Genomic DNA, 18994 nt, shown 5'->3' on the forward strand with positions numbered 1-18994 from the left:
CGGTCGACGCTGGATCAGTTCCCCACCGCCGGACGGCGTCTGTGAAGCGCTCCATCAGCTCGACCGGCAGCAGCTCTACGGGCACCGGTGGCCCGACGAACGGGATCCGTTGCGGCAAGTCCGTAATTGCGTCACCGAACTCGGTGCATCCGCTCATGACTCGCCCTGCTCGATGCTCTCTGGTGGCTCCGGGTCGGACTCTCGGAGCTTGGCGACGGCGTAGACAAGCCAGCTCATGTAGACGAGGACGACGACCATAACGATGGCAGCGGTGGTTGATCCTGGCATGGGCTGTACCCCTGGTGCGGTGAGGTCGGTTGGGTACACCTGACGCCGGGGCTGTCGGGTCTCACCCCGGCGTCAGGTGCTAGCAGAAAGCATGTTCTGCCAGCGCCGTTCGGTGAACAGGCTTACTGTTTGCTTGTGTTCACAGAACAGGGGTGGGTCGGGGGCGAACTGCTCCGGGAACTGCGCACAATCGCTGGCATCGGCCTGCGGCGGATGGCGGGCAAGACCTGCTTTACCCCGGGCTACCTCTCGCAAGTGGAGACGGGGCAGCGGCCGGTCACCCCCGCCGTGCTCGACGCCTACCGATCGGTGCTGTCCGATCCTGTGCTGGGGCTGGATTCGCTAGATCTCGAACGGCTCGGAGCCACGGTCGGTAACCCGTCGAGCGCGGGCCGCGCTGGTCTGGAAGACCTTTCGGCCATTCTGGACCGCACACGCCACCTCGAAGACGTCGTCGGTGCGGCGTCCGTCGTGCATCTTGTCCGCGGCCTGGATACGACCGCGCGCACGCTGGCACGGCATCGGGCGGGTGGTACCGCGTCGGCCAGCCTCGCATCCGAAGTCGCGCGATACCGCGGATGGCTCGAGCACGCGACGCGGCAAGCGCATCTGGCTGACCGCGTCCTGAGCGATGCGGCCAAGCTCGCAGAGGACGGCGACGACCCGTCACAGCTCGCGCACGCGCACAGCTTCCGCGCATACACGGCTCGCCACAATGGCGACCTACAGCGTGCCGTCGACCTCACCGAATCGGCGATAGCAGTCAGCCGAGCACACCCGATACTCGGAGTGTACGACCGGTACCAGCGTGCGGAACTTCTTGCCCTGCAAGGCGACCGCCGCCGAGCGGCACGCGCACTGCACCATGCCGACGCTGCGGCGGCCGCAGCCGAGGGAATCGACCTACCCGCGTTCGGCTACTGGTACACGCCGGGCTTCTGGGGCTTCGAGCGTGGTGTGGTCTTGACAGCGATGGACCGCAGTCCTGATGCGATCCGGGAAGCCGAGGCGGGATACGCAGCGTTGCCGGATGATCACAAGGGCACCGACTGGGCGCTGTCGATGCTGACGCAGGTCGACCCCGAAATGGTCGGGGGTACGTGAAAAAGCCCTCCACCTGGCGATTCAGGTGAAGGGCTTTGGCGGTGGCGGAGGGATTTGAACCCTCGGAGGGGGGTTACCCCTCACACGCTTTCGAGGCGTGCTCCTTAGGCCGCTCGGACACGCCACCGCCGACAACCATACCGGACGGGGGGCGGATCGCTAAATCGGCTGTAGCGGGGGTGGGAGGGGTCAGCGTTGAGTGCGGAAGAAGGCGTCGAGGAGGGCCGCGCATTCGGCTTCGAGGATGCCGCCGCGGACTTGCGGGCGGTGATTGAGACGGCGGTCACGGACTACGTCCCAAAGGGAGCCGACGGCACCGGTTTTCGGTTCCCAGGCGCCGAAGACCAGGCGGCCGACGCGGGCGAGCACCAGCGCGCCCGCGCACATGGTGCACGGTTCCAGGGTTACCGCGAGTGTGCACCCCTCCAGACGCCAACCGTCGCCGACGACGGCGGCGGCGCGGCGCAGGGCGAGGATCTCGGCGTGCGCGGTCGGGTCGCCGAGTGCCTCCCGGGCGTTGGCCGCGCGCGCGAGCTCACGGCCGTCGGCATCGAAGACGACGGCACCGACCGGTACGTCGCGATCACCCGCATCGGCTGCGGCGGCGATCGCCGCGCGGACCATGTCGGTGTCGTCGGTGAGCAGGCTCACGTCAGCGCGGCAGCTTGTCCAGCACGGCCGTGAGTTCGTTGGCGAAACCGAGCCGCTGGGCGATCATGCCGAGTTGCTCGTCCGGATAGAGATCGGTCTCGGCGAGGATCACGCTGAGCACGGGTTCCGGCAGGCCGAGGTCGGCGAGGACGCCGAGGTCGCCCTCCTCCCACGGCTCGATATCGTCGAGTTCGTCCGGATCGATGTCCGGAATTTCGATATTGAGGGCCTCGAGGACATCGGCGGCGATGTCGTAGTCGATCGCGGCCGTCGCATCCGAGACCAGCATCCGGGTACCGCTCGGCGCGGGCCGGAGCACGATGAAGAACTCGTCATCGATATCCAGCAATCCGAACACCGCACCGGAACTGCGCAATGCTTTGAGTTCTGTTTCCGCCGCGGACAAATCGGTGAGCGCGGCCTGACTCAGCGGACTACACCGCCATTGTCCTTCTTCGCGGACAACCGCCACTGCGAACCCTTCCACGTCGTCGTATTCATCCGACGCAGCCTTGTTCGTGCCCGAGCGCTGTGCTGCCATGCCGCAACGGTAGTCGGCTCGAGCCGAAATGTTGAAGTCGTATGCGAATCTGTTCCGATGACTCCTGACCAGAAAGCACCGGTGTGTGTCCTCGGGACAGGCTTGATCGGCGGTTCGCTGCTGCGCGCCGCGGTCGGCGCGGGCTATGACGCGTGGGGTTACAACAGGTCAGAGGCGGGTGCGCAGGCCGCGCGGGCGGACGGATTCGATGTCACCGGGGATCTGCTCGGGGTGCTGACCCGGGCCGCGGATACCGATGCGCTGATCGTCGTCTCGGTGCCGATGCCCGCGGTGGACCACATCCTCGCCGAGGTGGCCACCTTCGCGCCGCGCTGCTCGCTCACCGATGTGGTGAGCGTCAAGGCGCCGGTGGCCGAGGCGGTGCGTCGGCACGGGCTCGCGGCTCGCTATGTCGGCGGGCACCCGATGGCCGGTACCGCCGAATCCGGTTGGGCGGCTACCGATCCCGGCCTGTTCCGTGCTGCGGTGTGGGCGGTCGGCGTCGATGCGGGCACCCATCCGGAACCGTGGCTTCGCGTGGTGCGCTTGGCGCTCGCCTGCGGTGCGGTGGTCACCCCGGTGGTCGCGGACGAGCACGACCGAGCGGTGGCCCGGATCTCCCATCTGCCGCATGTCCTGGCCGAGGCGCTGGCGGTGGCCGGTGCGGCGGGCGGCGAGCTGGCGCTCGGACTGGCCGCGGGTTCGTTCCGCGACGGCACCCGAGTCGCCGCGACCGCCCCTGACCTGGTCCGCGCCATCTGCGAACCGAACGCCACCGCCCTGCTCGACGTGCTGGAGGAGACGCTCACCGTGCTCGGCGCGGCCCGCGACAGCCTCCGCGACGAAGGCACCCTGGTCGACCTCGTCGAAGCCGGGCACGACGGCCGCGAACGCTATGCAACCGCCCAGCGCTGGGAGATCACCGACATCTCCCCCGGCGACCACAACTGGCTCGAAGCGCTGCGCGAGGCAGGCCAGCGCGGCGGGGTGATCACCGAACTGGACTGATCGCACAGCAGCGGGTCAAATGCGCTCGGCGAGACCCGGGTAATCGAGGAGGAAGCCGTCGGCGTCGACGGTGACGGTGGCGCTGGAGACGGGAGAAAGCACGCTGATGCCGGTGGCGCCGCTGCTGTAGGTGAGGCTGGCTTCTTGGACCAGGAGGTCGGGGAGGCGGACGTAGACGACCGGGACCTGGATGTTGTCGACGCCGTTCTGCAGGCCGAAGCGGCGGATGGGGAGGGTATTGAAGAACGGGCTGAGTACGACGTCGACGTCGAGGGCGCCCGCGAAGGTGGAACGGACGTGGCCGCCGCCTGCGTCGACGAGCCAGTAGTTCTCCTCGTCCCTGGCGATCGAGGCCTGGCGTTCCCCGGCGGCGGTGGTGCTGCGCAGGGACAGCCGCTTCGTGACGCCGTTCTCGTCGGTGACCAGGTCATACGACGCACTGAACGCGGGATGGTCGGCGCATTCGCCGCCGATCATGCGACCGGCGGCGCGGATGCGGTTGCCATTGAGCGTCACGCGGACGGACTCCATCCGTGACGCGTTGTGCGCGCGCCACGTGAGGATCGCCGGCCACCGCGATGTCGCCGGTTGGCTGTCGGGGCCGAGGTCTGGGTTCGTCACGTATCTACCGTAAGCGACGCACGCGCCTTGCCCGCATCACACCAGCGACTCTCGCCATGCCGCGTGCAGGCTGGCGAACCGGCCGGTGCCCCCGATGAGCTCGCTCGGTGTGCCGTCCTCGACGATCCGACCCGATTCCAGCACCAGCACGCGGTCGGCGATGGCGACCGTGGAGAGCCGGTGCGCGATGATCACGGCGGTGCGATCGCGCAGCACCGTCTCCAGCGCTCGCTGGATCTGCCGCTCGCTCGGAATGTCCAGACTCGAGGTCGCCTCGTCCAGCACGATCACCGCCGGATCCGCGAGAAACACCCTGGCGAACGCGACCAACTGCCGCTGCCCCGCCGACAATCGCCCACCGCGTTTGCGCACATCGGTGTCGAAGCCCTCGGGCAACGCGGTGACGAACTCGTACAGCCCGACCGCGCGCGCCGCCGCGAACACCTCCGCATCACTGGCCCCGGGCCGACCGAGCCGAATATTGTCGGCCACCGAGCCGGAGAACAGATACGACTCCTGCGTGACCATCACGACATTGCGCCGCAGATCCGCATCGGACAACCGTCGCAGGTCGATACCGTCCAAGGTCACCGTGCCGCCCGACGGGTCATAGAACCGCGTCAACAACTTGGCCAACGTGGACTTGCCCGCGCCGGTCGCACCGACCAGCGCGATCACCTGCCCGGCCGGAATCTCCAGCGAGAACTCCGGCAATACCGGACGCGCTCGCCCGCGCCCCTCGGCTTGCGGCACAACACCTTCGAGCTCGGCTGCCGCACCACCGAACGTCGAGCCAGCCGCGCTCGGCAGCGCCGCACCAGGGCTGCCCGAAACGATCTCGGCAGCCGCCACGCCCCTCAGCGTCGCCCCGACCACGCTCGACTGCATACCCTCGGGGCTCTCCGATCCGATCTTCGCGAGCGAGCGACCAGTGGATTCCGACAGTTCGAGATCGGCCTGCGGGTCGATCGCGGACCCACCCCCGCTCGACAACACCGCATCGGGGCCCTCCCCCGCCGTGCCCGAATCCGAGTGAGCGAGTATCGCATCCGACGATTCGGAGGACGCTGGGGCTGGAGCTCCATAGCCGAACCACACTCGGTCCATCCGCACGGCACCGGTCGCCCTCGTCAAGGCAATCGGCTCCTTTGGTTCCCGAACCGAGGGTTCCTCCTCGAGCACACCGGAGATCTTCTCCAGCGCGGCCGCCGCGGACTGGTAGGCATTGAATACCTGGGCGAGTTCGTCGAGGGGACCGTAGAACTCGTTGAGGTACAACAGGTATGCCGCGAGGACCCCGACCGCGAGGTTGCCCTCGATCACCTGCCAGGCGCCGACCACGATGACGATCACCGTGGTCAGATTGCCGAGCAGGCGGGTGAGACCGGCATAGTCGCCCATGCCGCGCATCGCGGCGGTGGTGGCCTGGAAGTATTCGGCGTCCTCGGTTGCCAGCACCGATTCGTTGCGGGTCTCGCGACGGAAGGCCTGCACCGCGCGCATGCCGCCCATCGACTCCACGAACTGCACGACCACTTTCGCGATGGCGCCGCGGGTGCGCCGGTAGCCCGCTCGCTGCCTGCGCTGCGCCCAGCGGGTGACCAGCGCCAACGGCACGAACCCGAGCAGCACGATCGCGGCGAGTGTCTGATCGAGGTAGATCAGCAGTGTCGCGATGGTCAGCACCGAAAGGATCGCGCTCAGTGCCTGATTCAATGCGCTCTCCAGCAACTGCTGAAGAGTTTCGATGTCACCGGTCAGTCGTGCGACGACCTTGCCGGAGGTGTACTGCTCGTGGAAGGCCACGCTGAGCCGCTGCATATGGGCGAACAACCGGACCCGCAGATCGAAAAGCACACTCTGGCTGAGTCTTCCGGAGATCCGCAGGAAGACGAAGGTGGTGCAGACGCCGACGCCGACCGCACCGAGGTAACCCGCGACGGTGCGCGCCAACGGCGCCCAGTTCCCCGCTACGCCCTCGGCGATGCCGACGTCGAGCCCGTGCGCGACGAATAACGGCGCCGACACCATCGCGGCATTGTCGAGCACGATCAGCAGCAGGGCGAAGACCGCGAGTTTGCGGTACGGCCGGACCAGGCTCAGCAGCAGGCGCCGGGATCGACCGGCCAGCACCAGATTTCCGGTCTCGGTGACCGTCTTGTCCTCGTTGGCGATGCCGCGCCAGTCGGCGACCTCGTCGCGGTCGGCCGAATCGTCGGCGGGGACGGTGGTTTCGGTGGTGGTCATGATTCACCTCCCATCAGCTCGCGGTAGCGACTGCTGGTTTTGAGCAGTTGATCGTGGGCGCCTTCGGCGACGATCCGGCCGTCGGCGAGCAGCGCTACCCGGTCGGCCAGGGCCGCGGTCGAAGGTCGGTGCGCCACAAGCAATGTGGTGGCACCGGCCAGTACCGTGCGCAGCCGCTCCTGTACGCGCTCCTCGGTCTCCACATCGAGTGCGGACAGCGGGTCGTCGAGCACCATGATCCGAGCCCGCTCCCCCGTGCTTGCCCGCGCGAGCACCGCGCGGGCCAGGGCCAGCCGCTGGCGCTGACCACCGGACAGGCTCAACCCCTGCTCACCGATTCGGGTGTCCAGCCCCCACGGCAGGTCGTTCACGAAATCGGTGGCCTGGGCGACATCCAGCGCGCGCTGCACATCGTCGTCGGTGGCCTCCGGATCGCCGAGCGCGACGTTCTCCCGCACACTCGCCGAGAACAGCACCGGCTCCTCGAATGCCACCGAGACCAGCGAACGCAGATCGGACACCCGCATCGACGCGATATCGATGCCGTCGATGGTGATGGCGCCGTCGGTCACGTCGTAGAGCCGCGGAATCAGGTTGAGCAGCGCCGTCTTGCCGCTCCCGGTCGCGCCGACCAGCGCCACCGTCTCACCCGGGCGCACCTTCAGCGAAATATCCTGCAGCACCTCACCCTTCGCGTCCGGAAAGGCGAAACGCACACCGTGCATGGTCAGTTCGCCGACGATCCGCTCCGGCAGTGCCACCGGATCCGCGGGATCGGTGATTTCCACGGGGGTGTCGATGATCTCCCAGAACCGGTCCGCCGCCGTGCGCGCATCGTTCCACTCGGCGAGCAGGAAGCCGGTCCAGATGATCGGCCACTGCAGGAAGGTCGCCAGCGTGATGCTCGCGACCAGGGTGCCGAGCGTCATCATCTCGTGTGCGACGGCGTAACCGCCGTAGCCGAGCGCGAAGGCGATGGCCAGCTGCGGCAGGCACACCATCGTCGACCAGAGCGTGGCATCCAGGCGCACCTTGAGCAGTTCGGTCTGCTGCAGTTCCCGTGACTGCGCGGTGAACCGCCCGCCGAAGAACGCACCGCGACCGAATGCCTTCAGCACCCGGATGCCCTGCGCGGACTCCTCGGCGGTGGTGGCCAGGTCACCGGCCTGATCCTGCGAGCGTCGCGATGCCACCCCGTAGCGCCGCTCGAACCGCAGGCAGACGTAGGACAGCGGGATCGCGAGGACCGCGAAGGTCAGCCCGATCTGCCAGCTCAGCGCGAACAGCACCACCAGACCGATCGGGATCACGATGAAGTGGATGATCAGGAACGGCCCGGCGAATGCGACGAACCGCTTCATGGTGCCCATATCGTCGACCGCGCGGGAGAGCAGCTGGCCGGACTCCCAGGCATCGTGGCGTCCGATCGAGAGCGTCTGCAGTTTGCGGAAGATCTTGGCGCGCATATCGATCTCGAACTGGGCCGCGGGCTTCGCGATCAGCCACCGCCGACCCCATACGCCACACGCCTCCAGCAGACCGAGCGACAGCACCAGCAGCACCGGAAACACGACGCCGCCGAAATCGCGCCGCTGGATCGGGCCGTCGATGATCCGCGCGATGACCAGCGGAATCATGATCGCCGTCAGGGTGGCGAGCACCGCGAGCGTGGTGGCCCCGAGCAGTGTGAACCGATGTGGCCGCAGGTACGGCCAGAACCGGCGAAGCGATTGCAGGCGGCCCGGCACCGCGGCGGCGGGCCGCTCCGGTCTGTCGACCTCCGTGTCGGCCAACGGCGCATCGAGCGTGACGGACAAAGCTCCCCCTCGTGATCGTCTTGGATTGGCTGTGTCGCGAACGGATCCCCGGTGATGTTCGCATCGGGGTCCGACATTTCAGCGTGGCATCAGTCCCGAGATCGGCCAACCGATTTTCCGCCACGTCCACAGCCAACAACCTCGAGTAACCTCGAGGTCAAGAACCCCCGCAACACCCCCGAACGCACCGCACACGACATCGGCGCCCGGATTCCCGGGCGCCGATGGCCGCTACTTCAATTCTACCGCCGGATAACCCGAGATCAGACGTTCATATGCGCCGATTCCACCGGCGCATCCGGGAAGTCCTGCTGCTGATGGCCGCCGCGCAATGTGCCCTCCAAATACGCGGCGCGGCAGGCGCGCCGGGCGATCTTGCCGCTGGACGTGCGCGGAATCGAGCCCGCCGGAACCAGCAGCAGATCGCGCACCGTGACGCCGTGGCGCTGTGCGATCGAGCCGCGCACGATATCGGCGATCGGCTGCGGATCCAGCTTCGCCGCGCCGGTACCGCGCTCAGCCACGATGACCAGCTGTTCCGAGGTGTCATCGGCGTCGAAGGCGAGTCCGGAATGGCTGCCCTGTTCGAATACCGATGCGGGCAATTGATTCGCGGGCACCGAGAATGCCGCGACGAATCCGGGCCGCAGTGCGGTGTCCGATTCCTGCGCCGAGAATTCCAGATCCTGCGGGTAGTGGTTGCGACCGTCGACGATCACCAGATCCTTCACCCGGCCGGTGATATACAGCTCGCCGTCCAGGTAGACACCGAAGTCGCCGGTGCGCATCCACTTCGCGTCCGGATCGGTACCCTGTGCGTGACTGCCCTCCGGTAGTCGCCGCGCCAAGATGTTGTGGAATGTCGCGACGGTCTCATCCTGCCGACCCCAGTACCCGATGCCCATATTGTCACCGTGCAGCCAGATTTCGCCGACTTCGCCGTCAGCGCGCTCGATGCCGGTTTCCGGATCGACGATCGCCGCCCACTGCGATAGCGCCACATAACCGCAGGACACCTGCGCGATCGAATTCTCCGTGCCCTTCGGCACTTCCACCATCCGGCCCGCATTGAGCTCAAGGCGATCGACGTAGACGACTTTCGCCTCGTCCTGGGCTTTGGTCGCGGAAACGAACAAGGTCGCCTCGGCCATGCCGTAGCACGGCTTCAGCGCGGTCTTCGGCAGACCATACGGCGCGAACGCCTCGTTGAATTTCTGCATCGACGACACCGAAACCGGCTCGCTGCCGTTGATCAGCCCGATCACATTCGAAAGATCCAGTTCCTCATCGGCTTTCGGCTTACCGCGAGCCGCCGCATGTTCGTACGCGAAATTCGGTGCGGCCGCGAAAGTTCCGGCGCCGTCGGAGGCGGCGGCCAGTTCCTTGATCCAGCGATACGGCCGCCGCACGAAAGCGCTCGGCGACATGATCGTGATGAATCCGCCGCCGATGGTCGGTAGGATCACAGAAAGCAGACCCATATCGTGGAACAGCGGCAGCCAGGTGACGCCGCGCGAATTCTCTTGCACCCCAATGGCATCGATCATTTGCAGCAAATTGGTGCCGACCCCGCGATGGGTGATCTCGACACCGGCCGGGGTTCTCGTGGAGCCCGAGGTGTACTGCAGATAGGCGACGCTGTCGATATTGATTTCCGGTCGCATCCAGGTCGAGCCGACGCTGTCCGGAATCGCGTCCACCGCGATGATCCGCGGACGCTGGGCCGCCGGGAGGTGCCGGAAGAAGTTCCGCACCCCCGCCGCGGCCGAACCGACTGTCAGAATCGCCGATGGCTTGCAGTCATCGAGCACCGCATGCAGGCGATCGGTGTGACCCTGCTCCTCCGGATCGAACAGCGGCACTGCGATATTGCCCGCGTAAACCGCCGCGAAGATCGAGACGACGTAATCCAGCCCCTGCGGGGCCAGCACCGCCACCCGATCACCCTGCCGAGTCACCTGCTGCAGCCTGGCGGCGACGGCCCGCAACCGCACGCCGAATTCGTGCCAGGTCAATTCGATGTACTCGCCGTCGCGCTCGCGCGAGTAGTCGATGTAGCGGTAGGCGAGCGCGTCGCCGTTCTCCGCGCTGTGCTTGTCGACGAAGTCGATCAGGGTCTTGTCGTCCCGGATTTTGATATTGCCCTGATCGTCCAAATAGTCGTCGAAGGTCTCGTCGATCATCGCCTTATCCTTTTGCCAACGCAGGCACTCAGGCCGTGCGATTACACCGAACACAGGTCGATTACGAAGCGTCGGGAAGGCTAGCAGGTGCGCCTTCCCGACTCGGCTCAGTACCGCCCGAAAGCGATCGCGACGTTGTGCCCGCCGAAACCGAACGAGTTGTTCACGGCGTAGTCGATTCGTCCGGGTCGGGCCTCGCCCTTGACCACATCGAGCTCGATTTCTGGATCCTGATTATCCAGATTCAGCGTCGGCGGAACGATTCCGTCGCGCACCGAGAGCACCGTCAGCACCGATTCGAGGGCGCCGACCGCACCGATCGAATGGCCGAGTGCGGATTTCGGCGCGTAGACCGAAACATGGTCACCCACGGCGGCATTGATGGCCAGCGCCTCGGCGGTATCGCCGATCGGGGTCGCGGTCGCGTGCGCATTGACATGGCCGACATCGCTTTTGCTGATACCGGCCTTCTGCATGGCCCTGGTCATCGCCCGCGCGGCGCCCTTGCCCTCGAGATCGGGGGCGACCAAATGAAAGGCGTCGGAAGTGATCCCGGCACCCATCAGCCGTGCGTGAATCGTCGCGCCGCGCGCCTTGGCGTGCTCCTCGGTTTCGATGACCATCATCGCGCCCGCCTCACCGAAGACGAATCCGTCGCGATCCTTGTCGAACGGTCGCGAGGCGGCCCTCGGGTCCTCGTTGCGGGTGCTCATGGCGCGCATCATGGTGAATGCCGCGATCGGCACGGCCTGGATGGAACCCTCGACCCCGCCGGTGACCACCACGTCGGCATCGCCCATCACGATCATCTGCCAGGCATTGGCGATCGCCTCCGAACCCGACGAGCAGGCCGAGACCGGCGTCACCACACCCGCTTTCGCGCCGAGTTCCAGGCCGACGCAGGCGGCCGCGCCATTGGGCATGATGCGCTGCACGGTCAGCGGCGACACCTTGCGGTAGCCGCCGTTGTACAGCCGGTCGCGCGCCTCGGTGATGAATTCGCCGCCGCCGAGGCCGGTGCCGATGGCGACGCCGAGGCGGTTCCTGTCCACCTCCGGACTGCCCGCATTGCGCCAGACCTCACGGGCCAGCACCACGGCCATCTGCTCCACATACGACAGCTGCTGCCGCTCCTGCCTGGTGAGGCAATCCGCCGGTTTGACCTTCAGATGTCCGCCGATGCGCACCGGTAGCTCGAACTGCTCGATAAAGCTGTCCTCGAGGACATCGATGCCGCTCTCGCCGTTGAGCAGGCCCTTCCAGGTGGAGTCGACATCACCGGCGATCGAAGTGGTCGCCGCCAGACTGGTCACGACAACGTTGGGATAGTTTCCGTTCTTGGTGGACGGAATCTGCATTTCGCTCACTTTCCTGGCGTCACTCTTGGGATAAACCGGGAACTGCGCGTGGAAGGTCATCGAACGACCGAGCAAACCGTGATTCGACCGTGAGCATTGCTCGGGGTGTCCGGTCGGATCGGGTGCTCGACACATTACCGTGGCGGCCGCTGGTCGTCGCATTCGATGCTCGAGTAACCTGCTGAGCGGATACGCAGCGCTGGTGGTTCCGAGCGATCCGCGAGCAACCGCGAGAAGGGATGACTGTGACGGGCGGGCGGATGGTCGGGCTGTTCGCCGGTATCGGCGGGCTGGAGCTCGGCCTCGGGCGCCACGGCTGGCACACCGAGCTGCTGTGCGAGATCGATCCCGGTGCGCAGGCGGTGCTCGCCGCGCGCTTTCCCGGGATTCCGTTGCAGGGGGACATCACTCGGCTGCGTGCGCTGCCCGCCGGGACCGAGCTGGTCGCCGCCGGATTTCCCTGCCAGGACCTGTCGCAGGCCGGACGCACCGCTGGCATCACGGGTAAGCGCTCCGGTCTGGTGGACGAGGTGTTCCGGCTGGTGCGCCGTCAGCGTGGACCGCGCTGGCTGTTGATCGAGAATGTGCCGTTCATGCTGCAGCTGGGTCGCGGGGCCGCCATGCGGCACATCACGAGCGCGCTGGAGGAGCTCGGCTACACCTGGGCATACCGGTTGGTGGACGCGCGCGCGTTCGGGCTGCCACAGCGCCGTCAGCGGGTGCTGATGCTGGCCTCGCGTACCGAGGATCCGCGCCGGGTGCTGTTCGGCGACGATGCCGGACCGCTCGATCTCGGTGACCCGGAACAGGATCCGTGCGGCTTCTACTGGACCGAGGGTGTGCGCGGGCTCGGCTGGGCGGTGAATGCGATCCCGACGCTCAAGGGCGGCTCGGCACTGGGCATCGCGAGTCCGCCCGCGGTGCGGTTGCCCTCGGGCGAGCTCGTCACGCCGGGCATCGTCGACGGCGAGCGGCTGCAGGGCTTCGACGCCGACTGGACCGAACCGGCGACCACGGTGCCCGGAATTCGGCACGGACACCGATGGAAGCTGATCGGGAATGCGGTGAGCGTGCGGATGTCGTCCTGGGTCGGCGCGCGGCTGGCCGAGCCGCTGGACCCGATTCCCGGCGACGAGCCGTTGCCGCCGGGACGGCCGTGGCCGGTTGCCGCGTGGGGTCGCGCGGGAAACGCCTACCGGGTGCCGGTTTCGACCTGGCCGGTGCACCAGCCGTACGAGGACCTGCAGCATTTCCTCACCGATTCACGACTGCTCTCGGCCCGTGCGACCGCCGGGTTCCTGCGGCGCACCGGCATGGGCAATCTACGGTTCCCGCCCGGATTTCTGGCCGATGTGGAAAGTCATCTCGATCGGATGGGCGGCTGGGCGGCATGAGGTTCGAGACGTTATGAACCCGGCTCGGCATCCGCTCACCGACGCCGCGACCAGTGCGCGGATGGCCCGTCAGCGGCGGACCGGAACCCGGCCCGAACTCGCGCTGCGCCGCGAATTGCATCGGCGCGGACTGCGCTATTACGTCGATCGGGCGCCGTTGCGCGGGCAGCGCCGACGGGCGGATCTGGTGTTTCCCCGGCTGCGCGTGGCGGTGTATGTGGACGGATGTTTCTGGCATCGGTGCCCGCAGCACGCGACCGATCCGAAGAACAACGCGCAGTGGTGGGCGGACAAATTGAGCGGAAATGTGGCCCGCGACCGGGCCACCGATGCGGCGCTGGCGGCCGAGGGGTGGCTGGTGATCCGTGTCTGGGAACACGAGGACGCCGTCATGGCGGCGGACCGGATCCAGACCGTATTGACCGCAAGACGCTAGCCGCCCCTTTCGAGCGACCTGCAAGCAGTCGCTAGCGGCGTTCCCGCACCCGAACCAGCGAGCGCGGCGCGTGCGCGGCCAGGTAGCCCGACACCGCCATTACCGTCAGCACCAGCATTCCGGCGATGGCCGTTGTGATTCCGATCATGGGGACCTCCTCAGTTGTACCAACCATCGCCGACGGACCTGGCAGAACCCTGTGTTCGGGTTGGTAATGAGGTGTGTGGCAGACCTGTCGGTGCGGACACACGCATCTACTGTTGATCACCGGACCAACGAGGAGGCGGAGAATGGTCCAGTGACTGATAGCCGGAGGCTCGCCGAACGACACGTCCGGGTGGCCTGCGGGCTCATCGCGGCCGCGATCGCGATTGCCGGACTCTGCTATTCGTCGTGGTTGCTCGAGTTCGTGCTGAAGATCGACGTCGATCCGGTCAACTCGTTCCTCAGCGAACTCGACGCCGTCGGCAAACCGCATCGCGAGTTGTTCGCGACCGCCGACAAGATCGTCGGCGCATTGCTGATGCCCGCCGCGATCGCCGGGCTGCTGTTATTTCCGCGCCGCAGATTCACCACCATCGGCTGGGTCGCGCTGTTCTGCTTCGGCGCCGCGACCATCGGCGACGTGCTGCTGCCGCTGCGCGACTGCACCCCGCAGGACAACACCGAATGCGGCGGCGGTGGCAGCGAACTGTTCCCGCAATTGCATCAGCCGCACGCGCTGACCAGCACCATCGCGGTCACCGCTATCGCCGTCGCGACCTTCGCGTTCAGCGTGGCCGCCTTTCGATACCACCGCTGGCGGATCCTGCGCGAGGCGGGCGTGGTGGTGCTGGTGATCGGGTCGGCGGCGACCGTGTGGATGTTGGTCGCCGACAACCTGACCGGCAATTACGCGCTCGGTATCGCCCAGCGGATCCAGGTCGGATCGATGTCGCTGTGGCTGATCACATTGGCGACCGCGGTGATTCTGGAAGGCCGCGAGTGGGTCGAGAGTGATTCGAGTTAGCCGGATGGTAGACCAGTGCGCCAGCGAGGCGGCGGGTCGTGTTCCGATTCGCCGATTGTCACGGCGGCGGTGCCACCCATGGCGGTCAGCAAATCGTTCGAGGAGATCGCCAGCAGCCGAATTCGAACATGTTGGCGAAAGTTGGCGACTCGGCGTATAGCTTTCAGTGTGCCCATGACGGTTCGCAACAACTCGCATGTCGTGTTCCAGTGCGCATTTCAGGTCGTCTGGTGCCCGAAGTACCGGCGCGGCGTCATCGGCGACCCTGTGGACGAACTCGAATTTCGTTGCGACAGTTGGCGGAGCTCACGTCGTGGTGGTCAGGCGTTACGTCGAGCAGCGGAAGGCCTGGTGAGGCGATGCTGACCGGACGCAGATACCGGGTGGCGTTCACTGCGGAGCAGGCCGCGCTCGCGGAGGAAACCGGAGCGGCGTGCCGTGCGGTGTGGAACACCGCGCTCGAGCAGCGGCGTGAGTACCGTCGGCGTGATGCCTGGGTCGGTTACCAGCAGCAGGCGCGTGAGCTCGCCGAAGCCAAGGCTGAGCACGAGTGGCTGAAATGCGCGCCGTCGCATTGTCTTCAGCAGACTCTGATGGATTTGGATCGGGCGTGCCGGGAACGGGGCACCTTCGCGGTGCGGTGGCGCTCGTCGCGGCGTTGGTCGCCGTCGTTCCGGTTCCCGGACCCGAAGCAGATCCTGGTCGAGCGATTGGGCCGTCGGTGGGGTCGGGTGAAGTTGCCGAAGCTGGGGTGGGTGCGGCTCCGCTGGTCCCGGGCACTTGGTGGCACGGTCCGGTCGGCCACAGTGTCCCGCGACGGCAACCATTGGTACATCTCGTTGCTGGTGGAGGACGGCCAGGTCACCCCGGACCAGCACGTTTGTGCGAGCGTGGTCGGCGTGGATCGCGGCGTCGCGGTCGCGGTCGCGTGCTCGGACGGCGGAATGTACGATCGCGCCTTCACCACTGCCGGTGAGCAGAAGCGGTATCGCAAGCTCCAGCAGAAACTGGCACGCCAGAAGAAGATCGGCGCGAACCGCAAACGAACGCTGGCTGCGTTGCGTGTGTTGAAGCGGCGCGAACGCGACCGCCGCCGCGACTTCGCCGCTCAGGTCGGCAACCGGCTCGCCACGCTGCACGGCACCGTGGTGTTGGAAGAACTGAACACGCGTGCCATGACTGCCAGCGCCAGAGGCACGATTGCCGAACCGGGTCGGCGGGTCGCGCAGAAGGCTGGGTTGAACCGGGCCATCCTGGCGAAGGGGTGGCATCGGCTGGAGTTGGCGTTGCGCAACGCCGCCCGCTACACGGGCACACAGATCGTCAAGGTACCGGCTGCGTACACGTCACAGGCGTGTTCTCGCTGTCGCAGTGTGGACCCGGTCAGCCGTGAGAGCCAAGCGGTTTACCGGTGCACCGGCTGCGGGCACTGTGAGAACGCGGACGTGAACGCGGCGAAGAACATTCTCGCCGCCGGGCTGGCGGTGACAGCCTGTGGAGACCTCGCCGTTGGGCGGTCCGTGAAGCAGGAACCCCCAACCCTCGAGGTTGGAATCCCCCGGCACTAGCCATGAGGAGGACGTCAAGTCATGCTGTCGCCATGGGTGATCGGATGAATATCGCGTCGGGGTCGGAGTTCGAGGATATCGTCGGCTACTCCCGAGCGGTGCGCGTCGGCGATACGGTCGCCGTCAGCGGCACCACGGCATCGCTGCCCGGTGGCAATGCTGTCGGCGGCGAGGATATCGGCGAGCAGACTCGAGAAGCACTGCGCCGCATCGGCACCGCGCTCACCGAGGCGGGTGCGAGCCTGGCCGATGTCGTTCGGACGCGGATCTTCGTCACCGATATCGCTCGCTGGCCCGAGGTCGCGAAGGCGCATTCCGAGGTATTCGGCGAGATCCGTCCGGCCGCGTCGATGTACGAGATCAAGGCGCTGATCACGCCCGCGCTGCTGGTCGAGATCGAGGCGGACGCGATTTGTGCGACGGTTCCGGGTTCGGGTCGCTAAGGTCGGTTCGGTGACCAGCGACGCGCCGGAGACCACCGTTCCGCTCGAAACCGTCGCCGCGGCGACGAACCGCCTGCTCGACACCATCCGCGGGCTCGACGATGACATGACCGTGCCCTCGCTGCTGCCCGGGTGGACGCGGGGACATCTGCTCGCGCACCTCGCACGCAATGCCGACAGCCTGGTCAATCTGCTGCTCTGGGCGCGGACCGGGATCGAAACACCGCAGTACGCCAGCATGTTCATCCGGGATGCCGATATCGAGGCGGGCGCACCGAGGCCACTCGCCGAGCAGTTGGCCGATAACGAAGCGGCGGCGAATCGCTGGCTGGCGCTTGCGCAGTCCGCTCCCGAGGAGGCGTGGACGGCGACCGTCCGGACCAGGCAGGGGCGGCCCATTCCGGCGACCGAGGTCATTTGGATGCGGCTGCAAGAGGTGGAGATCCATCATGTCGATTTGGCGGCCGGTTACCAACCTGGTGACTGGTCAGAGGATTTCGTTGCTCGGCTGCTTCCGCGGGCTACTGCTGATTTGACGAAGGGGTTTGCCGCTGAGGGTGATCCGGCGGCCGCGTTCGAGGTGCGAGCCACGGATACTGGTTTCACCGCGACCATCGGGAGCGGGTCTGCGGACCACACCGTCAGCGGGCCCGCAGCTGCGCTGCTCGCCTGGCTCCTTGGCCGTTCCGAAGGCAAAGATCTCAGTGGCGTGCTGCCGACGCTTCCCTCATGGAAATAGCGTCCCGAGGTCCACGGCGGGACCGGCGGGCCACCGAGTGGGCGAGGAAGACCAGCGACCATACGAGGATCAAGGCGACTGCCAGTCCGACGGGATAGTTGCGGTCCAGGATGGTGGGATTGCTCGGCATGCCGCCGCCACGGTCGAGGACCGGGAGAGCGATCAGTACCAGCGCGACCGAGCAGATGGCACCGCAGGCGGTGACGGCCCACCAAGTGCGTGGCAGCAGGTGGCGAGCGGTGAGCCCGAGAGTGGCGCAGATCGGGGCGAAGACCGCATCGTGCAGCAGGATTCCGCCCGCGAACCAGATCGCGATCGAATCGAGATCCGTTGGGGGTAGGTCGAATAACGCGCTGATGCCGTACCAGCCGAGCCAACTGCCGACGAGCAGGAGCAGTATCCGGGCCGCGGTCATGGCAACACCTCGATTTCGGACAGCCATTTCGTTTGCAGGACGCCGGGCCGGTTGGGCGCGATGAGACGGCATGGGTAGCCGTGGTCCAGGTCGAGGGTTTCGCCATTGATGGTCAGGGCTACCAGGGTGCTGTCGTCGATCGCATGACGTTGCGGGAGAATCGAACTCCCGTAGATGCCGGTTTGCTCGAGCGAGCGGAAGCGGATATCGCCACCGGCATAGTCGCCGACCGCCGCCAGCAGATCCAGCAGGCGCACCCCGGACCAGTCCGCTCCCGCGCTCCAGCCCTCGACGCAGGCAATCGGCAAGCGGGCCTGAGTCTGCGGCAGGGAAAGCAGTTCGTCCCTGGTGAATTGGCGCTGCCGATCGCCGATGGCGACCGTCAACCGGTACTCGGGATCGCGGGCCCGGTCACCAACCCCGGCTGCCGCGGCCGATCGGTTGACCGGAACGCCCTGTGGCCCGTGCCCACTGCGCGGCGCGAGCACGGCAGCCCAGCGCAGGAACGGAATCGTCTGCCCGGCAACGGCCAACCCCGCTGCGACGGCAGCGACACCGGCACCCGTCAGCACCGCACGTCGCGAGATGTGCGGCCGCGTACCGGTGTCGGCGGGCGGTTCGGTCGGGGATTTGGGCAGCCGATGTCGCAGCGCGTCCCGGATGACGGGAAGTTTGACGGACAAATGCACGGCCAGTGCGCCGACGGCGACGTAGGCCATGGCGTAGTGCGCGGTGGGGAAGAAGAACTTCCACGGGTAGTACTGGGCGATATTGAGGAGCCCGGTCGACAGCTGGAAGATCGTCGCGCCGACCAGGATCGCGATGGAGCCGCGTTCGAGGATTCGTAAAGCCGAACCGATGATCGGGCGGTGGAACAGTCTGGGGTACACCGCCCAGAGCTTCACCAGCAGCAGCGGGATCGCGGCGACCCCCGAGATCACATGCGCGCCCTGGGTTACCCGATACAGCCAGACAGGATGGGCGGGCCACCAGAACCAGCTCGGTGGATGCTGAATCCAGTGGCTGAGCAAACCGGTGCCGAAGCACAGCAATATCGCGCTGCCCAGAGCGATCCCCACGCGACTCGCGACCGCGGGTCCGCGTGCGGTTGTCACCCGTGGGCGCGCGGTAGCCGGGAAATTCATACGAAATCGCGCTGGTGATTCCATCCA

18 protein-coding genes, 1 tRNA gene and 1 pseudogene are annotated in these 18994 nt (G+C 66.8%); 9 read left to right on the plus strand and 11 right to left on the minus strand.

Going from position 1 to position 18994, the window contains the following annotated elements:
• Positions 1-153 precede the first annotated feature (153 nt).
• Positions 154-288, minus strand: coding sequence for a hypothetical protein (locus NP3_RS51110; protein WP_281197325.1), 135 nt, complete (start codon positions 286-288; stop codon positions 154-156).
• Positions 289-423: 135 nt separating this feature from the next.
• Here NP3_RS51110 and NP3_RS08855 point away from each other — a divergent pair, with 135 nt between their 5' ends.
• Positions 424-1392, plus strand: coding sequence for a helix-turn-helix domain-containing protein (locus NP3_RS08855; RefSeq protein WP_063039591.1), 969 nt, complete (start codon positions 424-426; stop codon positions 1390-1392).
• 36 nt (positions 1393-1428) lie between these two features.
• On the opposite strand, the gene NP3_RS08860 is transcribed toward NP3_RS08855, so the two are convergent.
• The 3 genes from NP3_RS08860 to NP3_RS08870 form a co-directional block, all read right to left on the minus strand.
• A tRNA-Ser gene (locus tag NP3_RS08860) sits at positions 1429-1519 on the minus strand.
• A gap of 62 nt (positions 1520-1581) precedes the next feature.
• Positions 1582-2016, minus strand: a complete 435-nt coding sequence (locus tag NP3_RS08865) for a nucleoside deaminase (RefSeq protein WP_063039634.1) — start codon at positions 2014-2016, stop codon at positions 1582-1584.
• 28 nt (positions 2017-2044) lie between these two features.
• Entirely contained in the window at positions 2045-2584 is a 540-nt protein-coding gene (locus tag NP3_RS08870; protein WP_063039593.1) for a tRNA adenosine deaminase-associated protein, read from the minus strand.
• A 57-nt stretch (positions 2585-2641) separates the two neighbouring features.
• Between NP3_RS08870 and NP3_RS08875 the strand changes: the two genes are divergently transcribed.
• Complete coding sequence (locus NP3_RS08875; RefSeq protein WP_063039595.1) at positions 2642-3592, plus strand: prephenate dehydrogenase; 951 nt, start codon at positions 2642-2644, stop codon at positions 3590-3592.
• A 15-nt stretch (positions 3593-3607) separates the two neighbouring features.
• Here NP3_RS08875 and NP3_RS08880 read toward each other — a convergent pair whose 3' ends face one another.
• From NP3_RS08880 to NP3_RS08905, 5 genes are all read right to left on the minus strand, one after another.
• On the minus strand, positions 3608-4123 hold the full coding sequence (locus NP3_RS08880) for a putative glycolipid-binding domain-containing protein (RefSeq protein WP_040685928.1): 516 nt from the start codon (positions 4121-4123) through the stop codon (positions 3608-3610).
• Positions 4124-4249: 126 nt separating this feature from the next.
• Positions 4250-6460: an ABC transporter ATP-binding protein gene (locus NP3_RS50315; RefSeq protein ID WP_084508354.1), complete on the minus strand. Its 2211-nt coding sequence runs from the start codon at positions 6458-6460 to the stop codon at positions 4250-4252.
• Positions 6457-8277, minus strand: a complete 1821-nt coding sequence (locus NP3_RS08895; RefSeq protein ID WP_084508356.1) for an ABC transporter ATP-binding protein — start codon at positions 8275-8277, stop codon at positions 6457-6459. The genes NP3_RS50315 and NP3_RS08895 overlap by 4 nt, the downstream gene beginning before the upstream one ends.
• 263 nt (positions 8278-8540) lie before the next feature.
• Positions 8541-10460 (minus strand): long-chain-fatty-acid--AMP ligase FadD32, encoded by a 1920-nt coding sequence (gene fadD32 / locus NP3_RS08900; RefSeq protein WP_174566186.1) that lies wholly within the window; start codon positions 10458-10460, stop codon positions 8541-8543.
• Positions 10461-10567: 107 nt separating this feature from the next.
• Entirely contained in the window at positions 10568-11818 is a 1251-nt protein-coding gene (locus NP3_RS08905) for a KasA/KasB family beta-ketoacyl-ACP synthase (protein WP_063039640.1), read from the minus strand.
• Between the two features lie 239 nt (positions 11819-12057).
• On the opposite strand from NP3_RS08905, the gene NP3_RS08910 reads away from it, so the two are divergent.
• The 7 genes and pseudogenes from NP3_RS08910 (at position 12058) to NP3_RS08940 (ending at position 17407) form a co-directional block, all read left to right on the plus strand.
• Positions 12058-13212, plus strand: a complete 1155-nt coding sequence (locus tag NP3_RS08910; protein WP_063039597.1) for a DNA cytosine methyltransferase — start codon at positions 12058-12060, stop codon at positions 13210-13212.
• A gap of 13 nt (positions 13213-13225) precedes the next feature.
• On the plus strand, positions 13226-13648 hold the full coding sequence (locus tag NP3_RS08915; protein ID WP_063039599.1) for a very short patch repair endonuclease: 423 nt from the start codon (positions 13226-13228) through the stop codon (positions 13646-13648).
• A gap of 298 nt (positions 13649-13946) precedes the next feature.
• Positions 13947-14657 (plus strand): DUF998 domain-containing protein, encoded by a 711-nt coding sequence (locus tag NP3_RS08920; protein WP_245720861.1) that lies wholly within the window; start codon positions 13947-13949, stop codon positions 14655-14657.
• A 168-nt stretch (positions 14658-14825) separates the two neighbouring features.
• A pseudogene (locus NP3_RS46560) lies at positions 14826-15012 on the plus strand (transposase).
• A 4-nt stretch (positions 15013-15016) separates the two neighbouring features.
• Positions 15017-16225, plus strand: coding sequence for an RNA-guided endonuclease InsQ/TnpB family protein (locus NP3_RS08930; RefSeq protein ID WP_063039605.1), 1209 nt, complete (start codon positions 15017-15019; stop codon positions 16223-16225).
• Positions 16226-16257: 32 nt separating this feature from the next.
• Positions 16258-16668, plus strand: a complete 411-nt coding sequence (locus NP3_RS08935) for a RidA family protein (RefSeq protein WP_063039607.1) — start codon at positions 16258-16260, stop codon at positions 16666-16668.
• Positions 16669-16678: 10 nt separating this feature from the next.
• Positions 16679-17407: a maleylpyruvate isomerase family mycothiol-dependent enzyme gene (locus NP3_RS08940; RefSeq protein WP_063039642.1), complete on the plus strand. Its 729-nt coding sequence runs from the start codon at positions 16679-16681 to the stop codon at positions 17405-17407.
• Here NP3_RS08940 and NP3_RS08945 read toward each other — a convergent pair.
• The gene (locus NP3_RS08945) at positions 17370-17822 is read right to left on the minus strand and encodes a hypothetical protein (RefSeq protein ID WP_063039609.1); all 453 of its coding nucleotides are present in this window, start codon (positions 17820-17822) and stop codon (positions 17370-17372) included. The two genes, NP3_RS08940 and NP3_RS08945, sit on opposite strands and share 38 nt — an antisense overlap.
• On the minus strand, positions 17819-18967 hold the full coding sequence (locus NP3_RS08950; protein WP_063039644.1) for a molybdopterin-dependent oxidoreductase: 1149 nt from the start codon (positions 18965-18967) through the stop codon (positions 17819-17821). Before NP3_RS08950 ends, NP3_RS08945 begins: the two co-directional genes overlap by 4 nt.
• Between the last annotated feature and the right edge of the window lie 27 nt (positions 18968-18994).

Origin of the sequence: Nocardia pseudovaccinii NBRC 100343, assembly GCF_001613225.1 — a bacterium.
In the GTDB taxonomy this organism is placed as follows: Bacteria; Actinomycetota; Actinomycetes; order Mycobacteriales; family Mycobacteriaceae; genus Nocardia; species Nocardia pseudovaccinii.